We start from the raw sequence: 18,493 nt of genomic DNA on the forward strand, positions 1-18,493 counted from the left end.
GTAGGCTTGTACCACCTGAGGAGCGCCAATGACCGATTCTTCACGACAAGCCGACCCCTCTTCTCCATCGGCCGCTCGCACCGACCGCCATCTCTGGCAGCTCGCCTGGCCGATCATCCTTTCCAATATCTCGGTGCCGATGCTCGGACTGGTGGATACCGCCGTGGTCGGGCATCTGGAAGATGCGATCTATCTGGGTGCCGTCACGCTGGGCGCGGTGCTGTTCAGCTTCCTTTACTGGGGCTTCGGCTTCCTGCGCATGGGCACGACCGGCATGACGGCCCAGGCACATGGCCGTGGTGATCACGACCGGCTGCGAACGCTGCTCGGACAGGGCATTCTGCTGGCACTGGCCATCGGCATGCTTCTGATGCTGCTCGGCTCACCGCTCATTTCGCTGGGCCTGGGCTTGATGGAGGCCAGCGAGACCACTCGCGCACTGGCCCATGACTACGCCAGCATTCGCCTGTGGTCGGCACCCGCCGTACTGATCAATTACGTGATACTGGGCTGGTTTCTGGGCCTGGGGAATTCACGGGTGACGCTGGGTATCCTGGTGCTGACCAATGTGCTCAATATCGTGCTGGATCTCGCCTTCGTCCCAGGCCTGGGGATGACCAGTGATGGCGTGGCCCTGGCCAGTGTGATCGCGGATTACTGCGGGTTGGCGGCCGGCCTGTGGCTGGTGTCACGTCAACTCTCCCGCATGCCGGGTCACAGTGATCGCGCCGCCCTGTTGTCACTGTCCGCCTGGAGCGTACTGATCCGCGTCAATCAGCACCTCTTCGTGCGCACCCTGTGTCTATTGGGCGCCACGGCCTATTTCACGTCCCAGGGAGCCAGCTTCGGGGACGAGACTCTGGCGGCCAATGCCGTGCTGCTGCAATTCGTGATGATCACGTCCTACGGGCTCGATGGTTTCGCGCAGGCTGCTGAATCTGAGGTCGGCCGCGCCATGGGACAGGGAGACTGGCAGCGCTTCACCCGCAGCGTCAGGGCGGCTACGCGCTTCTCGTTGGTCACTGCCGCCGCCGCAAGCCTGCTGCTATGGCTCCTTGGCCCGCAGATGATCGCCCTGCTGACGGACCTGCCCGAGGTACGACAACTGGCAATCACCTATCTGCCCTGGATGGTCGCCATGCCGTTGGTGGCCGTATGGAGCTACCTGCTGGACGGGATCTTCATCGGTGCCACGGCGACACGTGAAATGCGCAATACGCTGGTGGTCTCCCTGCTGGCATTCATCGGACTGTGGCCCCTGCTCGAGAGCTTCGGAAATCATGGCCTGTGGCTGGCGTTCCTGCTGTTTACCAGCGTTCGTTCTGTCGTGCTCGGCGGCTACTATCTGCATCATCGCCGTCACCACTGGCGCTGAACCCTATCGAGCAGAGCACGCCCTGGGTTGATCCAGCGATGAAGTGCTCGCCAGGCGCATCGGAGCCCTACCCCTCGACCATCGCGCGATACTCTACTGCTATCGGATAGACTAATGTGAGCATGCCAACCCAACTCCCATACCGATAAAAAGCCACAGGGAGCATCACATGCTGCAATCGCTATCCCGGCCAGCCGTCAAGCTGGTCGAGCGCTATCTACCTGACCCCTATATCTTCGTATTGCTGTTGACCGTCGTCGCGGCCGCAGCCGCCATGCTGATCGAGCAACGCTCCCCCGCCGAGGTAATGCGCTACTGGGGCGATGGCTTCTGGAATCTGCTGACCTTCTCCATGCAGATGCTGCTGGTATTGATCTCGGGGTTCATGCTCGCCAATACGCCGCCGGTGAAGAAGGGCCTGGCCAGCATCGCCTCGCTGGCCAGAACGCCTGGCAGTGCCATCATGCTGGTCACCTTCGTCTCGCTGATCGCCAGCTGGATCAACTGGGGCTTCGGACTGGTGATCGGTGCATTATTCGCCAAGCAGCTGGCCAAGATGATCAAGGTGGATTACCGGCTGCTGATCGCCAGCGCCTACTCAGGTTTCGTGATCTGGCATGCGGGCATCTCGGGCTCGATTCCGCTGACCATCGCCACCGCGGGCCACTTCACCGAGGAGAGCATCGGCATCGTGCCCACCTCGGACACCATCTTTGCCTTCTTCAATATCGCCATCGTCGCGGCGCTGCTGATCATCATGCCGCTGGTCAATCGCGCCATGATGCCCTTCGAGAAGGAAAGCGTGTACGTGGATCCGGCCCTGCTGGAGGAAAAGCCCACCGAGATCAGCGACCAGCCTCGTCCCGCCGAGCGTCTCGAGAACTCACCGATCCTCGCCTGGGTCGTGGGGCTGTTCGGCCTCGCCTGGCTGGTGGATCACTTCGTGATTCGTGGCGGTGGCCTGAATCTCAACGTGATCAACTTCAGCTTCCTGTTCCTGGCCATCGTGCTGCATGGCACACCGCGCAAGCTGCTGGACAGTCTGAACGAGGCCATCAAGGGCGGCGCCGGTATCGTCATCCAGTTCCCCTTCTATGCCGGCATCATGGCCATCATGGTGCAGTCCGGACTGGCGACTACCCTCTCCGAGGGATTCGTGTCGATCGCCAGCGCCGAGAGCCTGCCGTTCTGGTCCTTCATCAGTGCCGGTATCGTCAATCTGTTCGTACCTTCCGGTGGTGGGCAGTGGGCGGTTCAGGCACCGGTCATGATTCCTGCCGCCCAGGCATTGGGCGCCGACCTGCCACGCGTCGCGATGGCCGTCGCCTGGGGCGATGCCTGGACCAACATGCTGCAGCCTTTCTGGGCACTGCCTGTCCTGGCCATCGCGGGCCTGAAGGCCAAGGACATCATGGGGTTCTGTCTGGTGCAGCTGCTGGTGACCGGTATCATCATCTCACTGGGGCTGACCCTTCTATGAGAAGGTCGCCGTGACGAAATATCTCTGACGAGACGTTCGAACGCCACGACTCCCGGCCCCTCGCAACGTCATGCCACCTGGCCCCCGGGGAGTGATTCTTCGGGGGCCAGGTCGTTCAGAGAGTGCTGATATGCCGCTCACAGGGTGCCAAGTGACGCCGAATCCCTCAGACTGTCAGGGACAAGAATCATCCCGCTCCGATACCCGTCCCCAGGGTCACTCGAGCCTTTCTGACCCTGACTCGCTCATCAAGGATTCCTGCATGAATGACACCCAGCCTGATCAGGCCACCCTCAATGACGCCCTCCCCGGTCAGCACCAGTTGATCATGACCGAGTTGATGACACCGGACATGGCCAACTTCAGCGGCAAGGTGCACGGTGGCGCCATTCTCAAGAAGCTGGATGAAGTCGCCTACGCCTGTGCCAGCCGCTACAGCGGCAGCTACGTCGTCACTCTGTCGGTGGACCAGGTGCGCTTCAAGCAGCCGATTCACGTCGGCGAGCTGGTGACCTTCCTGGCCTCCGTCAATCATGTCGGCCGCTCCTCGATGGAAATCGGCATCAAGGTCGTCGCCGAGTCCATCCAGGGTCGCCTGATTCGTCATACCAACAGCTGCTACCTGACCATGGTCGCGGTGGATCCGGACGGCAATCCGGTTCCGGTGCCGCCACTGAACCTGGAAACCCAGGAGCAGAAACTGCGCTTCCACAAGGCCGCGATTCGCAAGAAGCTGCGCAAGCAGGCCGAGGAAGAGGAAAAGCGCCAGGAATCGATGGAATTCTGAGACACCGATCTCGAAAGCCAGTGCAAGATGCGGAGTGCGAAGTAGTCGCCACGTGGCGATACTGGGCGGAACTCCGTCACCGCGAGACGAACGATGACTCCTTCACGAGCGGCACAAGACGCCATCTGGCAACGCCTGCTGGCTCGCCAGTCGATTGCCGGTGAGTCACTGCGCTATGGCGTGATCACCACCGGCATCTTCTGTCGTATCGGCTGTCCCTCACCGCCTCCACGGCGTGACAATGTCAGGTTCTTCCCTGACACCCGCGCCGCGCATGCAGCCGGGCTGCGCGCGTGCCGTCGCTGTCACCCAGAGACGGATTCATCCTCGGACAACCGCGAGATCCCCGACATGCCACACTGGCTCATCGCCGTCTGTCGGCAACTGGAAGCCGCCGTCGCCGAGAGCCGGCCGACACCGTCACTGAGCCGTCTGGCCATCCTCACGGGCCTTGGCAGCTCTCACCTTCAGCGCCGCTTCAAGGCCTGGCTCGGCCTGTCGCCCAGCGACTATGCCAGCGGACTGCGCCAGCTGCGCTTTCATGATCTGCTCGAACAAGGGCGCGATGTCACCGACGCCATCCTCACGGCAGGCTATCGCTCCACCAGCCGTGCCCATGCACGCGCCGGCGGCATGACACCCAGCGCTCGTTCGAAAGGAGGCAGTGGCGAGACACTATTGGCGATGCACTGGCCATGCAGTTTCGGTATGCCCGAGCATCACTGCTGGCTGAGCGCCGCGCTCAGTGAACGTGGAGTGGTGGCCATCCAGCTGACGGATAGCCGTGATGCTGGGCAGAGTGCTCTGGAAGCTCGTCTGCCAGAGGCTGACTGGCAACAGGTGACACCCGACGACGAGGCAGGGCAATCACTGCATGCAATGCTCGGTGCGCGCCTGCTGGCACTCTGCGAGACTCCACAGACGAGCCAGGCGCTCTTCATCGAGCTGCCGCTGGATGTCCGCGGTACCGCATTTCAGCTGCGTGTCTGGCAGCAACTGAATACCACCCTGAGCGGCGAGACCCTGACCTACCGGCAACTGGCTGAAGCTCTGGGGCGACCCACTGCCAGCCGCGCCGTCGCCAATGCCTGCGGCGCCAACCCCCTCGCCCTGCTGACGCCCTGCCACCGTGTGGTGCGTGGCGATGGTGGTCTCGGTGGCTATCGCTGGGGAGTGGAACTCAAGCAGGCAAGGCTGGCTCAGGAGGCCGAATCCTCCGACAGATCATGAGGCTCGCCAGCGCACAGCGGCTAGAGCGTTGTGCAACGCAACGGCGGCGGGGCATGCAGCACCTCACGGACGATCTCCAGGGCCCGCGTCAGGACCTCACGACTCTCGGCGGCACTCAGGCACAGCCGCAATGCCTGTGGTGGAGGTTCATTGCCGACACAGAAAGGCTCGGCACTGGTGACATGTACCCCGCGCCGAGCCAATGACTCGACCACAGCCTGGCTACGCTGCCCTTCGGGTAGCACCAGCCACAGATCGAACGATGAAGGCCGCGAAGAGAGCGTCCACTCCCCCAGCAGAGTACGTGCCAGTCGCTGGCGCGCCCGCATCTCCTCCACCTGCCAGTCCACCAGTTGTGTCGCATTGCCACTGGTCAGCCAGGCGCAGACCGTTTCCATCAGCAGCGGTGCCACCATCCAGCTGTGACTGCGCAGCACCGCGCCAATCCGGGACAGCACTTCCACCGGGGCGCGCAATACGCCCAGACGCAGACCGCCAGCCAGCAGTTTGGAGGTACTGAAGACATACAGGGTGCGCTCAGGAGCCATCTGATAGAGCCGCGTGCCGCACTCCTCGTTGGGCAGATATTGCACCCCATCTTCCAGAATCCAGAAGTCATGATGGCGCGCGAGGGCGACCAGGGCCTCGCGCCGTGCATGAGACAACTGCGCCGCGCCCGGATTGTTCTGCTCGGCCATCACGTAGACCATCCTGGGCACCTGCTGGCGACACAGCCGCGCCAGAGCCTCGACATCCATGCCCTCCTCATCCAGCGGTACTCGCAGCAGCTTCAGGCCCCGCTCAGCACTCGCGGCGATCAGTCCGGGGTAGGTCAGCGCTCCCGTGACCACCGCCTCTCCGGGGGCCAGCAAGGCCGACAGCGCGAGAGTAATGCCATTCTGCCCTCCCTGCGTCAGCATCAGCTCCTCGGGCTCGACCGGCATGCCGAGCTCGCTCATCCAGCTCGCCAGCAATTGGCGATGACTGCCCACCCCGAATTCATTCTGGTATTCGACACTCCGCACCAATGCCTCGGGGGAGTGGCTGATCGCGGTCAGCGCCGCCGCCATCCCCTGCTGCCGCGCCGGATGCGGCGGTGGCAGGCTCATGGTGAGATCCATCACACCAGAGGATGCCGAAAGGGAGTCATCCGACTCCGCCGCGATCCCGAATGATGGCCTGGCATGCAAGGCATGTCCGAAGCGCCTGTCGGGCACAGGCCCCGCGCTGACCGGCGCATTGACGTAGGTTCCGCTCCCCACACGCGCCCTGACCAACCCATGTCGCTCGGCCTCGGCATAGCCGCGTGTCACGGTACCGATCGTCACGCCCAGCGCATCCGCAAGTCGGCGTTGCGGCGGCAGTCGCTCATCCTCCTTGAGCAGGCCTGAGGCGATATCGAGGCGGATGGCCTCCGCCAGCGCACGATAGCGCGGCAGGGTGGGATCAAGTGTCGGAGTCCATATTGTCATGGTGACAAAAAACCTGTTGACGGTAATTGTCATCAGATTATGCTCAAAACATGGCACCAACAAGCCATAAAATGCTGGAACGTGCCGACATCCATCACAATTGCACCCATACAATAATGCGGAATCACGCTAACGCCCCATACGCTGAAGGACACCCATGGAATCCCTCGCCTTTCTTGCCCCAGCCACGCTCTACATGCTGTCGATGACCCTGACACCGGGGCCCAACAACGTCATGCTGACGGCTTCCGGAGCCAATCATGGCTATTGGCGCACCCTGCCGCATATCTTCGGCATCATGATCGGCTGCCTGGTGCTGTTCATCGGCATCGCGCTGGGACTGGGACTGGTCTTCGAGCGCTACCCCATCGTGCAGACACTGCTCAAGGTGTTGGGGAGTGGCTATCTGCTCTATCTGGCCTGGAAGATTGCCATGGCCCCACCACCCGACCTGTCGAGCCGACAGGATGCACGGCCGATGAGCTTTCTGGCAGCCGCGCTGTTCCAGTTCGCCAACCCCAAGGCCTGGGTCATGGGTATCGCGCTGATGGCGGGCTTTCTCCCGGAAGACGGGCCGGTGTGGCTCAACGCGATCCTGCTGGCGAGCTTCGCGGAACTGGTGGCGCTGCCCTGCATCTCCCTGTGGGCAGGCTTCGGCACCGCCATCGGGCGTCTGCTGAATACCGATCGCGCCTGGAGGATCTTCAACCGCGTGATGGGGGCACTGACGGCCTCCTGTGTCATCTTCATCCTGGGCTGATCGTCGCTGGCCTGCGAGGGACGGCAGTACATCACGGATATCGAACACTGTTCGCATCACCACTGTTTTCCCTCGCGATGTTCGCTAGACTGTCAGGACGCTTTTTACACGCCTGCACAGGATGCTCCTCCATGCTGACGCTCTATGGTGATCGCCGCTCCGGTAACTGCTACAAGGTCGAGCTGCTGCTGCACCTTCTCGAACGCCATCACCATTACATCGAAGTCGACATTCTGGCCGGCGATACTCGCACGCCGGAATTCCTGACCCGCAACGTCAATGGCAAGATCCCGCTGCTGGAGCTGCATCGCGGTGAGACACTGTCAGAGTCCAACGCCATCCTGAACTACCTCGCCGATGGCAGCGATTATCTGCCGAGTGACCCCTTCCTGCGTGCCAAGGTGCTGCAGTGGCAGTTCTTCGAGCAATACAGCCATGAGCCCTACATCGCCACTGCCCGCTTCATCAATCGCTACCTCGGCCTGCCCGAGGAACGCCGTGACGAGTACGCCGCCAAGCAGGAGGGCGGCAAGCGTGCCCTGCGGGTGATGGAGCACCATCTCGCCGAACATGACTGGCTGGTAGGGGATCAGTTCACGATCGCCGACATTTCCCTTTATGCTTATACGCATGTCGCTGATGAAGGCGGTTTCGCGCTGGATGATTATCCTGCCATACAGGCGTGGCTGGCACGTGTCGCGGCGCGCCCGGGCCATTTCGATATCCCGCGCGACTGATATCTTCTCCAGCTGGCAGCCCCAGCGACCACCGGCTCACCTTCCATGACAGGCTCGTCGATGCTACCCGTCACCTATCGCCCCATGACACCCGCCGACCACTCGGCCTTCATGCACATGATGGAGGCCACCCCGGGGGTGGTGATCCGCAAGGCGGATGAGTATGCCGCCGTCGAGCGCTATCTGATCCGCAACCCCGGCATGAGCCACTTGGCCTTCTCCGGCGTGCGGCTGGTGGGATGTGCCATGTCCGGGCATGATGGCAAGCGCGGCTACCTGCAACATGTGATGACGGCCCCGGACATGCGAGGCCAGGGGATCGCGAGAACATTGGTCGAGCGCTGCCTGGACGCCCTGGCACAGGAAGGCATCGACAAGGTGCACCTGGATACCCTGCATGACAATCATGAGGCCCACCGCTTCTGGGAGCGTCTGGGCTGGGCGAATCGCAATGCCGAGATCGTGCGCTTCTCGCGCCTGCTGGTGGACGACCCCAACGCCTGACCTCTCTCGCTGATTTCCCGCAACCCTCGCTGAGCAAGGAGCTCTGACGTGCAATTTCTCGAAAATGATGACCTCGGCAAGTTGATCCTGCGCCTGACTCTGGGACTGCTGTTGCTGTTCCACGGCCTCTCGAAACTGCTCGGTGATGGCGGCACGCTGAGCTGGATCGCCGGCGAGCTGGAGAAGATGGGGATTCCAGGCGTGGTGGCCTATGGGGTCTACATCGGCGAGATCATTGCGCCCATCATGCTCATCCTCGGCGTGCACGCCCGCATCGCCGGCCTGATCGTCGTCGCCAACATGCTGTTCGCCATTGCGGTGGCTCACATGGGGCAGCTGCTGAGCCTGTCATCGTCCGGTGGCTGGGCATTGGAACTGCAAGGCTTCTTCCTCGCCAGCGCACTGGCCGTCGTCTTTCTCGGCAGTGGCCGCTTCGCGGTGCAGGAGGACTGATGGCCGACGTCGTCACTGCCAGCACCTATTGCGAGAATGCTCCCCAGCACCCGATTCATGGTCCCTATCATGATCACGAATACGGCTTCCCGGTCAGCGATGACCGGGTACTGTTCGAGCGTTTCGTGCTGGAGATCAACCAGGCCGGCCTTTCCTGGCTGACGGTACTCAAGAAGCGCGAGGCCTTTCGCGAGGCCTACGAGAATTACGATATCGCGCGTATCGCCGCCTATGGAGATGAAGAGCGCGCGCGTCTGTTGAGCGATGCCGGCATCATCCGCAACCGCCTCAAGGTCAATGCCGTGATCCACAACGCGGGCGTGGTACTGCAGATGAAGGACTCGCACGGCAGCTTTCTCCAGTGGCTGGATGCCCATCATCCGCAACCCTTGCCCGCCTGGGTCAAGCTGTTCAAGAAGACCTTCCGCTTCACTGGTCCCGAGATCGTCAACGAGCTGCTGATGAGCTGCGGCTATCTGCCGGGCTGTCATCGTGACGACTGTCCGGTACAGGCTCGCGTGCTGGACGCCGGCCCGCGCTGGGCCGAGCCGGGTGCCCTGGAGGCGATCCATGCGGATGCCTGACACCAGCTCGTCCTCTTCACTCCCCCTTCCCTCTCGCAGGTAGCCCGCCGATGGACTCCCTTACCCAGATCTGCCTCGGAGCCGCCGTGGGCGGTGCCGTCATGGCGCCCGCCATCCGACGCTTGCCCGTCGAAAGACGCGGCGCTGCCATCCGTCGTGCATTGCTCGGTGGAGCGGCACTCGGCACCCTGCCCGATCTCGACGTAATGATTGATTACGGCGATGCCGTCGCCAATTACACCCATCATCGCGGCTTCAGCCATTCCCTGCCGGTGCTGGGGCTGCTGGGCATTCTGCTCGGCTGGCTGCTCGCCCGTCTTCCACGCCTGGCACCATTGGGGCATGGCCGCCTGATCGCCTACTGCCTGCTGTGCCTGGTCACGCACCCGCTGCTGGATGCCTTCACCACCTATGGCACCCAGCTGCTGTGGCCATGGCCAAGCCGACCGGTGAGCCTGGCCAGCATCTTCATCATCGACCCGCTCTACACCCTGCCGCTGCTGATCACCGGCCTGTGGGTCGCCATACGCGGCCATGCGGGACGATTGCTGGCCACTGGCCTGATGCTCTCGAGCCTCTATCTTGGCTGGGGGCTGGCCGCCAAGAGCTGGGTGGAACATCGCATGGCGCCGGTATTGGCCAGTCAGGGGTTCACGAACGCCCCACGCATGGTGCAGCCCACGCCCTTCAACAGCCTGCTATGGCGGGTCAGCGTGGTCACGCCACTGGCAGATCACGAATGGATGGTCGGCGTCTTCGATTCCGACGAGCAACTGATGGCACTGGCGCGACGGGATTTCCCGCGCCAGCCAGCGCTGCATGCCGAGGTCGGGAAGCTTGAGGATGGACAGCGTCTGCGCTGGTTCGCCGCGCCCTACCTGCGGGCGAGCCGCGAGCGGACATCAGAGGGCGAGACGCTGCTGGCGGTGACCGATACCCGCCTGGGCTCGCCCGGCTATCACCCCTTCCGTTTCGCGCTGGCCCGCCAGACCAGCACACGTGAATGGCATTCTCTGGACGACAGCCAGCGACTGCCCAGTCAGCGTGTCGATCGCGCTGCCTTGCTGAGCCTCTGGCAAGCCATCCATGACCCGGCATCTCGCATGCAGCCAAGCCAGCGCACCGTCTCTGCCACGCCCTCCAGCCCCTCGGCCGAGACAAGATAAAGCGCCGCTGATGAAGGCCCGAGAGACGACAACGCCCGCCATGGAAGCCATGGCGGGCGTTATCGTCTCAGTACTGCGGACAGGATCAGCCGAGGTACTTGATCATCACCCCAGCGGCCACCGCCGAGCCGATCACACCGGCCACGTTCGGCCCCATCGCATGCATCAGCAGGAAGTTGTGCGGGTTGTACTCAAGCCCGACCTTGTTGGAGACACGTGCCGCCATCGGTACCGCCGAGACACCGGCCGACCCGATCAGCGGATTGATCGGCGTCTTCGAGACCTTGTTCATCAGCTTGGCCATCAAGACACCGCAGGCCGTGCCGATGCCGAAGGCGACCACGCCGAGGGCCAGAATGCCCAGCGTCTCCACCGCCAGAAACTTGTCGGCCTGCAGCTTGGAGCCCACCGACAGTCCCAGGAAGATGGTAGTGATGTTGATCAGCGCGTTCTGGGCGGTATCCGACAGACGCTCCACCACACCGCACTCGCGCATCAGGTTACCGAAGCAGAACATGCCCAGCAGCGGTGCGGCGTCCGGCAGCAGCATCGCCACCATGATCAACAGCACCAGCGGGAACAAGATCTTCTCGGTCTTGGAGACCGGACGCAGCTGCGTCATCACCAGGCTGCGTTCCTTGGCGGTGGTCAGCGCGCGCATGATCGGCGGCTGGATCATCGGCACCAGTGCCATGTAGGAGTAGGACGCCACGGCGATCGCCCCCAGCAGCTCCGGCGCCAGCAGACTGGCGACGTAGATGGAGGTCGGGCCGTCCGCACCACCGATGATGCCGATGGCCGCCGATTGCTGCAGGCTGAAGTCCATCAGCCCCATCGAGGTCAACGCCACCGCGCCCAACAGCGTCGCGAAGATGCCGAACTGCGCCGCCGCCCCGAGGAACAGGGTCTTGGGGTTGGCCAGCAACGGACCGAAATCCGTCATCGCCCCAACGCCCATGAAGATCACCAACGGCGCGATGCCGGAAGCGATCGCCACGCTGTAGAAGCTGTACAGCATGCCGTTGGAGAAGCCACCATCCAGCGCCATGTTGCTGGCCTGCTGTTTGAGCACTGCGGGAATCTCGCCATGCAGTGCCTGCTCCACCGCGTGGCGCGCCTCATCCAGCGGCAGGCTGGCGATGTTGACGTTGAGCAGATTGGCCATCGAAGCCAGCAGCTCCGGCTTGCCGAGATGCGCCGCCTGCTCGGCAGCAGACAGCGCCAGTCCGGCTTCCGGAATGTTGGCCAGAATGCCACCGAAGCCGATCGGCACCAGCAGCAGGGGTTCGAAGTTCTTGCGGATCGCCAGATAAAGCAGGCCAAGGCCGATGACGATCATCGCCAGCTGGCCGAAGCTCATGTTGTAGAGCCCCGAGCCGTGCCAGAGGTTGAGTATCTTGTCCATGTCGTGTCGCCTTGCAGAGGAGCATCACCGACCGGCCCGTCGTGCATGCCGACGGGCCGGACACACCGGCTCAGAGGGTGATCAGAACGTCGCCGACACTGACACTGTCGCCTTCCTTGACCTTCACCGCGGAGACGGTACCGGCCTGGTGGGCACGGATCTCGGTCTCCATCTTCATGGCCTCGAGAATGATCACGACATCTCCTTCCGCCACGCTGTCACCGACGGCGACATTGACCTTGAAGATGTTGCCCGCCAGCGGCGCATTCACCGGCTCACCGGAGGCGGCCTGGGCGGCAGGTGCCGCGGCTGCCGGAGCCGATGCCGCAGGCTCGCTGGCCTGCACCTGGGTGATGTCTCCGCCTTCGGCAACCTCGACGACATACTGCTTGCCGTTGACGTTCAGGGTGTAGGTCTGCGGGCCGCTCGACGCGCCTTGAGCACTGACGGCCGGAGCACCAGAGACCGGCGCTGCGGCGGCCTTGGATGCCTTGTCATCGACAGCCTGCGGGGCGGGCTCGAAGGCATCCGGGTTGCCACGGTTGCGCAGGAACTTGAGGCCGATCTGCGGGAAGAGTGCATAGGTCAGCACGTCATCGGTCTCGCGTTCGCCGCTCTCCAGCGCGATACCTTCCTCCCTGGCCTTGCCCTTGAGCTCCTCACGCAGACGCTCCATCTCCGGCGTCAGGTTGTCTGCCGGGCGGCAGGTGATCGGCTCGGCGCCTTCCAGCACGCGGGACTGAAGTTCGCTGTCGAAGGGTGCCGGCGCCGCGCCATATTCCCCCTTGAGCAACGCCTGCACTTCCTTGGAGATCGACTTGTAGCGCTCGCCCATCATCACGTTCATCACCGACTGGGTGCCGACGATCTGTGAGGTTGGGGTCACCAGCGGGATGTAGCCCAGGTCCTTGCGTACGCGCGGAATCTCGGCGAGCACGTCATCCAGCTTGTCACCGGCGCCCTGCTCCTTGAGCTGGCCTTCCATGTTGGTGAGCATGCCACCCGGCACCTGGGCGACCAGAATGCGCGAATCGATACCGCGCAGACTGCCCTCGAATGCCGCGTATTTCTTGCGCACTTCGCGGAAGTAGGCCGCGATATCCTCGAGCTTCTCGAGGTCCAGTCCGGTATCGCGCTCGGTGCCTGCCAGCATCGCGACGACCGATTCGGTCGGGCTGTGGCCGTAGGTCATCGACATCGAGGAGATGGAGGTGTCGACGTTGTCGATGCCCGCCTCGATGGCCTTGAGAGCCGTGGCGGTGGAAAGCCCGGTGGTGGCATGGCACTGCATGTGGATCGGGATCGACAGGCTCGCCTTGAGGCGCGAGACCAGCTCGAAGGCGGTATACGGCGTCAGCAGGCCCGCCATGTCCTTGATCGCCAGCGACTGGGCCCCCATGGACTCGATCTTCTGCGCCAGCTCCACCCACATCTCCAGCGTGTGCACGGGGCTCACGGTGTAGGAGATGGTGCCCTGGGCATGCTTGCCCTGATCCAGCACTGCCTTGAGCGGACGCTCGAGGTTGCGCGGGTCATTCATCGCGTCGAAGACACGGAAGACATCGACACCGCTGGTCGCGGCACGCTTGACGAAGGCATCCACCACGTCATCGGCGTAATGACGATAGCCGAGCAGGTTCTGGGCGCGCAGCAGCATCTGCTGCTGAGTCTTGGGCATCGCTTCCTTCAAGGCACGTATGCGCGCCCAGGGGTCTTCGCCCAGGTAGCGAATGCAGGCGTCGAAGGTCGCGCCGCCCCAGCTCTCCAGCGACCAGAAGCCGATGTCGTCCAGCTTGGCGGCGATCGGCAGCATGTCATCGAGGCGCATGCGCGTGGCCAGCAATGACTGATGCGCGTCGCGCAGTACCACATCCGTGATGCCCAGCGGTTGCTTGTCCATGAGTGATCCCTTGTTCTTTATAATGTGGATATCGGGTTCTGCCGTGGTGGCAGGCTTGCCTTTCACCGCGCCTGCCACACAGAATATTGCACTCGAGAGGTGGTCTCCCCACCGGACGGCTCATGATAGAATCGCCGCTTTCTCGCTGCGGTGTCGCTCCGGCGCTCCGAGAGTACCAGCAGCACCGACGACTTCCGCGAGATCTCAGTGCTTGTGATGATCCTGGCGAAAGCGGTGAATCGCCGCCGCCATGACAGCCGTCAGTTCGCTGTCATCCTCTGCTGCAGAGGCCGCCGAGACAGGCGCGCGCGTCGTGCGCGGTGCAGCCGGTAGCGGCGCGGGCGCAAAACGGTCCACCAGCTTGGCCATCGCCATCATGGCGACTACCAGCAGACTTAGAAACACGAACACGAACCCCATCCCGAACACCATCAGGTTCAAGCCTTCACCGAGCAGATCATTCTCTTGCATGCCAGTGTCCTCGAGTCATTCTCGTCATCGCGCCAATCAGGGTGCGGCATGAGCGATGATTGCCCATGCCTTCGATGATGCTCGACACGTCCAAGCGTTCACGCCGTTGCGTCGCTGGCCACTGTCGACACCCCATGCAGCGGCATTCAGTGCTTGTTGATCGCTTTAAAGTGCCTGATTCCACGGCAATTGCAATGACACCATCGTTGACCCCACAAGCCCTCGCGCGGGCTGGCCGCATCGGCATCGCGCCGATGGAAGGCGTGATTGATGACATCACGCGCGAATGTCTCACCGGCCTTGGCGGCTATGACTGGTGTGTGACGGAATTCGTGCGCGTGACGCATGTCAAGCTACCGCCTCGCGTCTTCAAGCGTATCTGCCCGGAGCTGCTGGAAGCCTCCCCGACACGGACGGCACGCACACGACACGACACACCGGTCGCATTGCAGCTGTTGGGTGCCGACCCCGAGGCGCTGGGCATCAACGCTCGCGTCGCGGCACGCCTGGGGGCACCCAGCGTCGACATCAACTTCGGCTGCCCGGCCAAGACCGTCAACCGTCACGACGGAGGCGCAGCCCTGCTGCGCTCGCCGGACCGCGTCTTTCGTGCGGTGGAGGGCGTGCGCGATGCCCTCAAGGGCACCGGGGTACCCGTCACGGCCAAGATTCGCCTCGGCTTCAACGACCGTCGCCTGGCACTGGCATGCGCTCAGGCAGCCCAGGCCGGGGGCGCCACGCAGCTGGTCGTGCATGGGCGCACCAAACAGGAAGGCTATCGTCCGCCAGCGCACTGGGAATGGATCGGCAAGATCACGTCCGAACTCTCCATTCCGGTCGTTGCCAATGGGGACATCTGGGACATGCCCTGCTATTGGCGGGCTCGCTCACTGTCCGGCTGTCGCGATGTGATGCTGGGGCGTGCCGCCCTGGCCGACCCCTTCCTCGCGGCGCGCATCAAGCACTGGCAGATGACCGGGGAGTTGCTGCCCGAGACGGACTGGACACAGCGTGCACAGGTGCTGCTCTCCCACGCCGAACGCTGCGCCCATCTGCCTGACAAGGTGATGGTGCCGCTGCTCAAGCAGTGGATGAACATGATGCGCCAGAGCGGCAACGAGGAAGCGGAACGTCGCTTCCAGGCCATCAAGCGCCACAAGGGGCGCGCCGAATTCTTCACCGGTCTGGTTGCAGGTACCTCGCTGGCATTGGCGCCGAGTCTGTTGACATCGGTGACCCGCATGCCGGAATCCGCCGACTTGCCCGCCCTCGCCTGATCCGTCCGAAACAAAAAAAGGCGCCCCTCGCGAAAAGGGCGCCCTAGCGATCGTCCGCCCGAAGGCGTGACATCACAGTCAAGGAAAACGGGGAACTGTCAGACATGACATGAAGGCAAGGATCGAGGCCATGCCGGCTGAGACCGAAGATGCCTGACTTTTCTTCAGACGAAGAAAAACCCGCTTCAGTGAAGCGGGTTTTTCAATTGGCGCGCCCTGGAGGATTCGAACCTCCGACCGCCTGATTCGTAGTCAGGTACTCTATCCAGCTGAGCTAAGGGCGCATAAACCTTGAAATCTGTGGCCTGAGCATTTCAAATGTCTTCAGGACTTGACTTGCGAGTGTTGTGTCTTTCCAACACCGTCTTGCATTGCAGTGGCGCGCCCTGGAGGATTCGAACCTCCGACCGCCTGATTCGTAGTCAGGTACTCTATCCAGCTGAGCTAAGGGCGCATCTTACTGCATTTGTACCTAATGGCGGAGAGAGAGGGATTCGAACCCTCGATAGGGCTATAAACCCTATACTCCCTTAGCAGGGGAGCGCCTTCAGCCACTCGGCCACCTCTCCTCATCAGGTACGGCGCATATCTTACTCATTTGATTGGGCTTTGTCTAGCCCCTGTGTCGATTTTTTGGCTTCGATGCAGAGCATCTCATCACCATTCGACAACAGGCTCGAGGCTGCGCGCCCCCAAGCAATCTCCCCGCATGAACCAGAACATGACGATGGCTAGCCTGTCGTCGCGTCTCGTTCGAGGGAGCGGGAATAATACCCAAGAAGAAGTCGTCTGTCTCCCCCTTTCCAGGAAAAAAGTGAATTTTTTCCTTATGGAACACTGACTTGACGCTCAGCCGCCCATTCAGCTCTGCCTGATGCCTCCGACGCATGCATCTGAGCCTGAACGGATCGAGTCACTCAGGCCGCCAGGACCGGGCAACGCCCAGACCGCACAGACCATATCCCAGAAACACGAACGCCAACCAGGTGGACAGCGTAGTTGGCGTTCGTGTGGTGCTCTCGAGAGTATCCGGAGCCATCTGGTGGGCATGACATGCCATCAGGCGATGGCATCACCATTGTCTTCCTTCTCGCGCTGGATACGCTGATAGATCTCTTCACGATGGACGGCGACGTCCTTGGGTGCGTTGACACCGATTCGCACCTGATTTCCCTTCACACCGAGCACGGTGACGGTGATGTCATCACCAATCATCAGCGTTTCACCTACTCTACGGGTCAGGATGAGCATGACTGATCTCCTTGTCAGTAATTCATACAGCCGGGACGGCAACAGGATTCGAAGTCAGCGACCGGCAGGGACGAGCCGGCCACCGAGGTGCATGAGGCCTGGAGATTATGCGTCATGCATGCTCCGACGGCCAACACCACCCCTTCATATCAACTGAATGACTCGTTGAATGAAAGCACCCGACACACCGGCTCTCCCCCAGAAGGTGCGATCGCCAATGTATCGGGTGCATGAGGCAGGGCCCCTGGCGCTCCTTGCCGGGCCTCACTTCCATGCAGTGCAGTCCCTGGCGGAAGGACGAGCCACCCACGGGTGGCAAGTCACTTCATCTGAGCACCATTGTGCTGATCATTCAATGCAAATCAGGCAGTCTCGTCGCTGACGGCTTCCGCATCCAGGCCGAAGGCGGTGTGCAGTGCACGCACGGCCAGCTCCATGAACTTCTCGTCGATCAGAACGGAGATCTTGATCTCGGACGTGGACACCATGCGGATGTTGATGCCCTCTTCCGCCAGCACGCGGAACATCTTGGAGGCGACACCGGCATGGGAACGCATGCCGACACCGACCAGCGAGACCTTGGCGATATTGTCATCGCCTCTGAGCTCACCGCCGCCGACGGACGGAATGACCGTCTCGTTGAGGATACGCTGGGTCGCCTTGAAGTCGCTCTTGGCCACCGTGAAGGAGAAGTCGGTCGTATTGCCGTCCGGGGAGACGTTCTGGACGATCATGTCGATCTCGATGTTGGAATCGGCGATCGGGCCCAGAATCTTGGAGGCGACACCCGGAATGTCCGGCGTGTTGAGCAGGGTCAGCTTGGCTTCGTTGACATTGAAGGCAATGCCGGAGATCAGCGGTTCTTCCATGTTGTCTTCTTCCTCAGCGACGATCAGGGTACCCGGGCCATCCTCGAAGGAAGACAGCACACGCAGGGGAACATTGTACTTGCCGGCGAATTCCACCGAACGGATCTGCAGGATCTTGGAGCCAAGGCTCGCCATTTCCAGCATTTCCTCGACGGTCACCGTCTCCAGACGACGTGCCTTGGAGCACACACGTGGATCAGTGGTGTAGACACCATCGACATCGGTATAGATCTGACACTCGTCCGCCTTGAGGGCTGCCGCCAGGGCGACGCCGGTGGTATCGGAGCCACCGCGCCCCAGTGTCGTGATATTGCCTTCATCATCGACCCCCTGGAAGCCAGCGACCACCACGACCTTGCCAGCATCGAGGTCTTCGCGCAGGTCATCGGTGTCGATGCGCTGGATACGCGCCTTGGTGTGCGCGCTATCGGTACGAATGCCTACCTGAGCGCCGGTATAGGAGGTCGCGTCGACACCGATCTTCTGCAGTGCCATGGCCAGCAGGGAGATGGTCACCTGCTCACCGGTAGAGACCAGCATGTCCATTTCGCGCGGCGTCGGGTCATCGTTGATCTCGCTGGCGAGACCGATCAGTCGGTTCGTCTCGCCACTCATGGCTGAGACGACCACGACAACCTGATGTCCTTCGTCGCGGAATCGCTTGACCTTCTCGGCGACGGCCTTGATCCGCTCCACCGAGCCGACCGAAGTGCCTCCGAACTTCTGAACGTATAGCGCCATGTGCGTTTCCGTTATCCGTGTCCGTTTGCGT

Annotated in this window: 17 protein-coding genes and 3 tRNA genes; 11 read left to right on the forward strand and 9 right to left on the reverse strand. The window is 62.3% G+C overall.

The window, feature by feature from the left end:
• Positions 1-28: 28 nt before the first annotated feature.
• The 4 genes from BOH68_RS15380 (at position 29) to BOH68_RS15395 (ending at position 4,872) form a co-directional block, all read left to right on the forward strand.
• Positions 29-1,375: an MATE family efflux transporter gene (locus tag BOH68_RS15380; RefSeq protein WP_077378022.1), complete on the forward strand. Its 1,347-nt coding sequence runs from the start codon at positions 29-31 to the stop codon at positions 1,373-1,375.
• A 169-nt stretch (positions 1,376-1,544) separates the two neighbouring features.
• Complete coding sequence (locus BOH68_RS15385; RefSeq protein ID WP_077378019.1) at positions 1,545-2,855, forward strand: short-chain fatty acid transporter; 1,311 nt, start codon at positions 1,545-1,547, stop codon at positions 2,853-2,855.
• Between the two features lie 262 nt (positions 2,856-3,117).
• Positions 3,118-3,642 (forward strand): acyl-CoA thioesterase, encoded by a 525-nt coding sequence (locus tag BOH68_RS15390; protein WP_077378016.1) that lies wholly within the window; start codon positions 3,118-3,120, stop codon positions 3,640-3,642.
• A gap of 93 nt (positions 3,643-3,735) precedes the next feature.
• Entirely contained in the window at positions 3,736-4,872 is a 1,137-nt protein-coding gene (locus tag BOH68_RS15395) for a bifunctional transcriptional activator/DNA repair enzyme AdaA (protein ID WP_077378013.1), read from the forward strand.
• Positions 4,873-4,892: 20 nt separating this feature from the next.
• Here the strand turns inward: BOH68_RS15395 and BOH68_RS15400 are convergent, their stop codons facing one another.
• Positions 4,893-6,344: an aminotransferase-like domain-containing protein gene (locus BOH68_RS15400; RefSeq protein WP_077378010.1), complete on the reverse strand. Its 1,452-nt coding sequence runs from the start codon at positions 6,342-6,344 to the stop codon at positions 4,893-4,895.
• A 157-nt stretch (positions 6,345-6,501) separates the two neighbouring features.
• On the opposite strand from BOH68_RS15400, the gene BOH68_RS15405 reads away from it, so the two are divergent.
• From BOH68_RS15405 to BOH68_RS15430, 6 genes are all read left to right on the forward strand, one after another.
• The gene (locus BOH68_RS15405; protein WP_077378007.1) at positions 6,502-7,104 is read left to right on the forward strand and encodes a LysE family translocator; all 603 of its coding nucleotides are present in this window, start codon (positions 6,502-6,504) and stop codon (positions 7,102-7,104) included.
• A gap of 131 nt (positions 7,105-7,235) precedes the next feature.
• Positions 7,236-7,841 (forward strand): glutathione S-transferase family protein, encoded by a 606-nt coding sequence (locus BOH68_RS15410; protein ID WP_077378004.1) that lies wholly within the window; start codon positions 7,236-7,238, stop codon positions 7,839-7,841.
• Positions 7,842-7,901: 60 nt separating this feature from the next.
• On the forward strand, positions 7,902-8,345 hold the full coding sequence (locus BOH68_RS15415; protein ID WP_205632723.1) for a GNAT family N-acetyltransferase: 444 nt from the start codon (positions 7,902-7,904) through the stop codon (positions 8,343-8,345).
• A gap of 48 nt (positions 8,346-8,393) precedes the next feature.
• On the forward strand, positions 8,394-8,798 hold the full coding sequence (locus tag BOH68_RS15420; RefSeq protein ID WP_077378001.1) for a DoxX family protein: 405 nt from the start codon (positions 8,394-8,396) through the stop codon (positions 8,796-8,798).
• On the forward strand, positions 8,798-9,382 hold the full coding sequence (locus tag BOH68_RS15425) for a DNA-3-methyladenine glycosylase I (protein ID WP_077377998.1): 585 nt from the start codon (positions 8,798-8,800) through the stop codon (positions 9,380-9,382). The genes BOH68_RS15420 and BOH68_RS15425 overlap by 1 nt, the downstream gene beginning before the upstream one ends.
• A 50-nt stretch (positions 9,383-9,432) precedes the next feature.
• Complete coding sequence (locus BOH68_RS15430; protein WP_077377995.1) at positions 9,433-10,548, forward strand: metal-dependent hydrolase; 1,116 nt, start codon at positions 9,433-9,435, stop codon at positions 10,546-10,548.
• 85 nt (positions 10,549-10,633) lie between these two features.
• Here the strand turns inward: BOH68_RS15430 and BOH68_RS15435 are convergent, their stop codons facing one another.
• From BOH68_RS15435 to BOH68_RS15445, 3 genes are all read right to left on the reverse strand, one after another.
• On the reverse strand, positions 10,634-11,953 hold the full coding sequence (locus BOH68_RS15435; RefSeq protein ID WP_077377992.1) for a sodium ion-translocating decarboxylase subunit beta: 1,320 nt from the start codon (positions 11,951-11,953) through the stop codon (positions 10,634-10,636).
• 70 nt (positions 11,954-12,023) lie between these two features.
• On the reverse strand, positions 12,024-13,853 hold the full coding sequence (gene oadA / locus BOH68_RS15440) for a sodium-extruding oxaloacetate decarboxylase subunit alpha (RefSeq protein ID WP_077377989.1): 1,830 nt from the start codon (positions 13,851-13,853) through the stop codon (positions 12,024-12,026).
• Between the two features lie 204 nt (positions 13,854-14,057).
• The gene (locus BOH68_RS15445; protein WP_077377985.1) at positions 14,058-14,324 is read right to left on the reverse strand and encodes an OadG family protein; all 267 of its coding nucleotides are present in this window, start codon (positions 14,322-14,324) and stop codon (positions 14,058-14,060) included.
• Between the two features lie 254 nt (positions 14,325-14,578).
• Here BOH68_RS15445 and BOH68_RS15450 point away from each other — a divergent pair, with 254 nt between their 5' ends.
• A complete protein-coding gene (locus BOH68_RS15450; RefSeq protein WP_077378204.1) occupies positions 14,579-15,601 on the forward strand; it encodes a tRNA dihydrouridine synthase in 1,023 nt (340 codons plus the stop codon).
• A gap of 207 nt (positions 15,602-15,808) precedes the next feature.
• On the opposite strand, the gene BOH68_RS15455 is transcribed toward BOH68_RS15450, so the two are convergent.
• The 5 genes from BOH68_RS15455 to BOH68_RS15475 form a co-directional block, all read right to left on the reverse strand.
• Positions 15,809-15,885 (reverse strand) — tRNA-Arg (locus BOH68_RS15455).
• A gap of 93 nt (positions 15,886-15,978) precedes the next feature.
• Positions 15,979-16,055, reverse strand: a tRNA-Arg gene (locus BOH68_RS15460).
• 22 nt (positions 16,056-16,077) lie between these two features.
• Positions 16,078-16,170 (reverse strand) — tRNA-Ser (locus BOH68_RS15465).
• 490 nt (positions 16,171-16,660) lie between these two features.
• Entirely contained in the window at positions 16,661-16,852 is a 192-nt protein-coding gene (gene csrA, locus BOH68_RS15470; protein ID WP_043332937.1) for a carbon storage regulator CsrA, read from the reverse strand.
• 362 nt (positions 16,853-17,214) lie between these two features.
• Positions 17,215-18,462, reverse strand: a complete 1,248-nt coding sequence (locus BOH68_RS15475; RefSeq protein WP_077377982.1) for an aspartate kinase — start codon at positions 18,460-18,462, stop codon at positions 17,215-17,217.
• Positions 18,463-18,493 lie beyond the last annotated feature (31 nt).

This window comes from Cobetia sp. MM1IDA2H-1 (assembly GCF_002916775.2).
Taxonomy (GTDB): domain Bacteria; phylum Pseudomonadota; class Gammaproteobacteria; order Pseudomonadales; family Halomonadaceae; genus Cobetia; species Cobetia marina.

Coding starts and splice junctions, on each gene's coding strand:
- BOH68_RS15380 (WP_077378022.1), top strand. CDS start 29: ATGACCGATTCTTCACGACAAGCCGACCCCTCTTCTCCATCGGCCGCT.
- BOH68_RS15385 (WP_077378019.1), top strand. CDS start 1,545: ATGCTGCAATCGCTATCCCGGCCAGCCGTCAAGCTGGTCGAGCGCTAT.
- BOH68_RS15390 (WP_077378016.1), top strand. CDS start 3,118: ATGAATGACACCCAGCCTGATCAGGCCACCCTCAATGACGCCCTCCCC.
- BOH68_RS15395 (WP_077378013.1), top strand. CDS start 3,736: ATGACTCCTTCACGAGCGGCACAAGACGCCATCTGGCAACGCCTGCTG.
- BOH68_RS15400 (WP_077378010.1), bottom strand. CDS start 6,344: ATGACAATATGGACTCCGACACTTGATCCCACCCTGCCGCGCTATCGT.
- BOH68_RS15405 (WP_077378007.1), top strand. CDS start 6,502: ATGGAATCCCTCGCCTTTCTTGCCCCAGCCACGCTCTACATGCTGTCG.
- BOH68_RS15410 (WP_077378004.1), top strand. CDS start 7,236: ATGCTGACGCTCTATGGTGATCGCCGCTCCGGTAACTGCTACAAGGTC.
- BOH68_RS15415 (WP_205632723.1), top strand. CDS start 7,902: ATGCTACCCGTCACCTATCGCCCCATGACACCCGCCGACCACTCGGCC.
- BOH68_RS15425 (WP_077377998.1), top strand. CDS start 8,798: ATGGCCGACGTCGTCACTGCCAGCACCTATTGCGAGAATGCTCCCCAG.
- BOH68_RS15430 (WP_077377995.1), top strand. CDS start 9,433: ATGGACTCCCTTACCCAGATCTGCCTCGGAGCCGCCGTGGGCGGTGCC.
- BOH68_RS15435 (WP_077377992.1), bottom strand. CDS start 11,953: ATGGACAAGATACTCAACCTCTGGCACGGCTCGGGGCTCTACAACATG.
- oadA (WP_077377989.1), bottom strand. CDS start 13,853: ATGGACAAGCAACCGCTGGGCATCACGGATGTGGTACTGCGCGACGCG.
- BOH68_RS15445 (WP_077377985.1), bottom strand. CDS start 14,324: ATGCAAGAGAATGATCTGCTCGGTGAAGGCTTGAACCTGATGGTGTTC.
- BOH68_RS15450 (WP_077378204.1), top strand. CDS start 14,579: ATGGAAGGCGTGATTGATGACATCACGCGCGAATGTCTCACCGGCCTT.
- csrA (WP_043332937.1), bottom strand. CDS start 16,852: ATGCTCATCCTGACCCGTAGAGTAGGTGAAACGCTGATGATTGGTGAT.
- BOH68_RS15475 (WP_077377982.1), bottom strand. CDS start 18,462: ATGGCGCTATACGTTCAGAAGTTCGGAGGCACTTCGGTCGGCTCGGTG.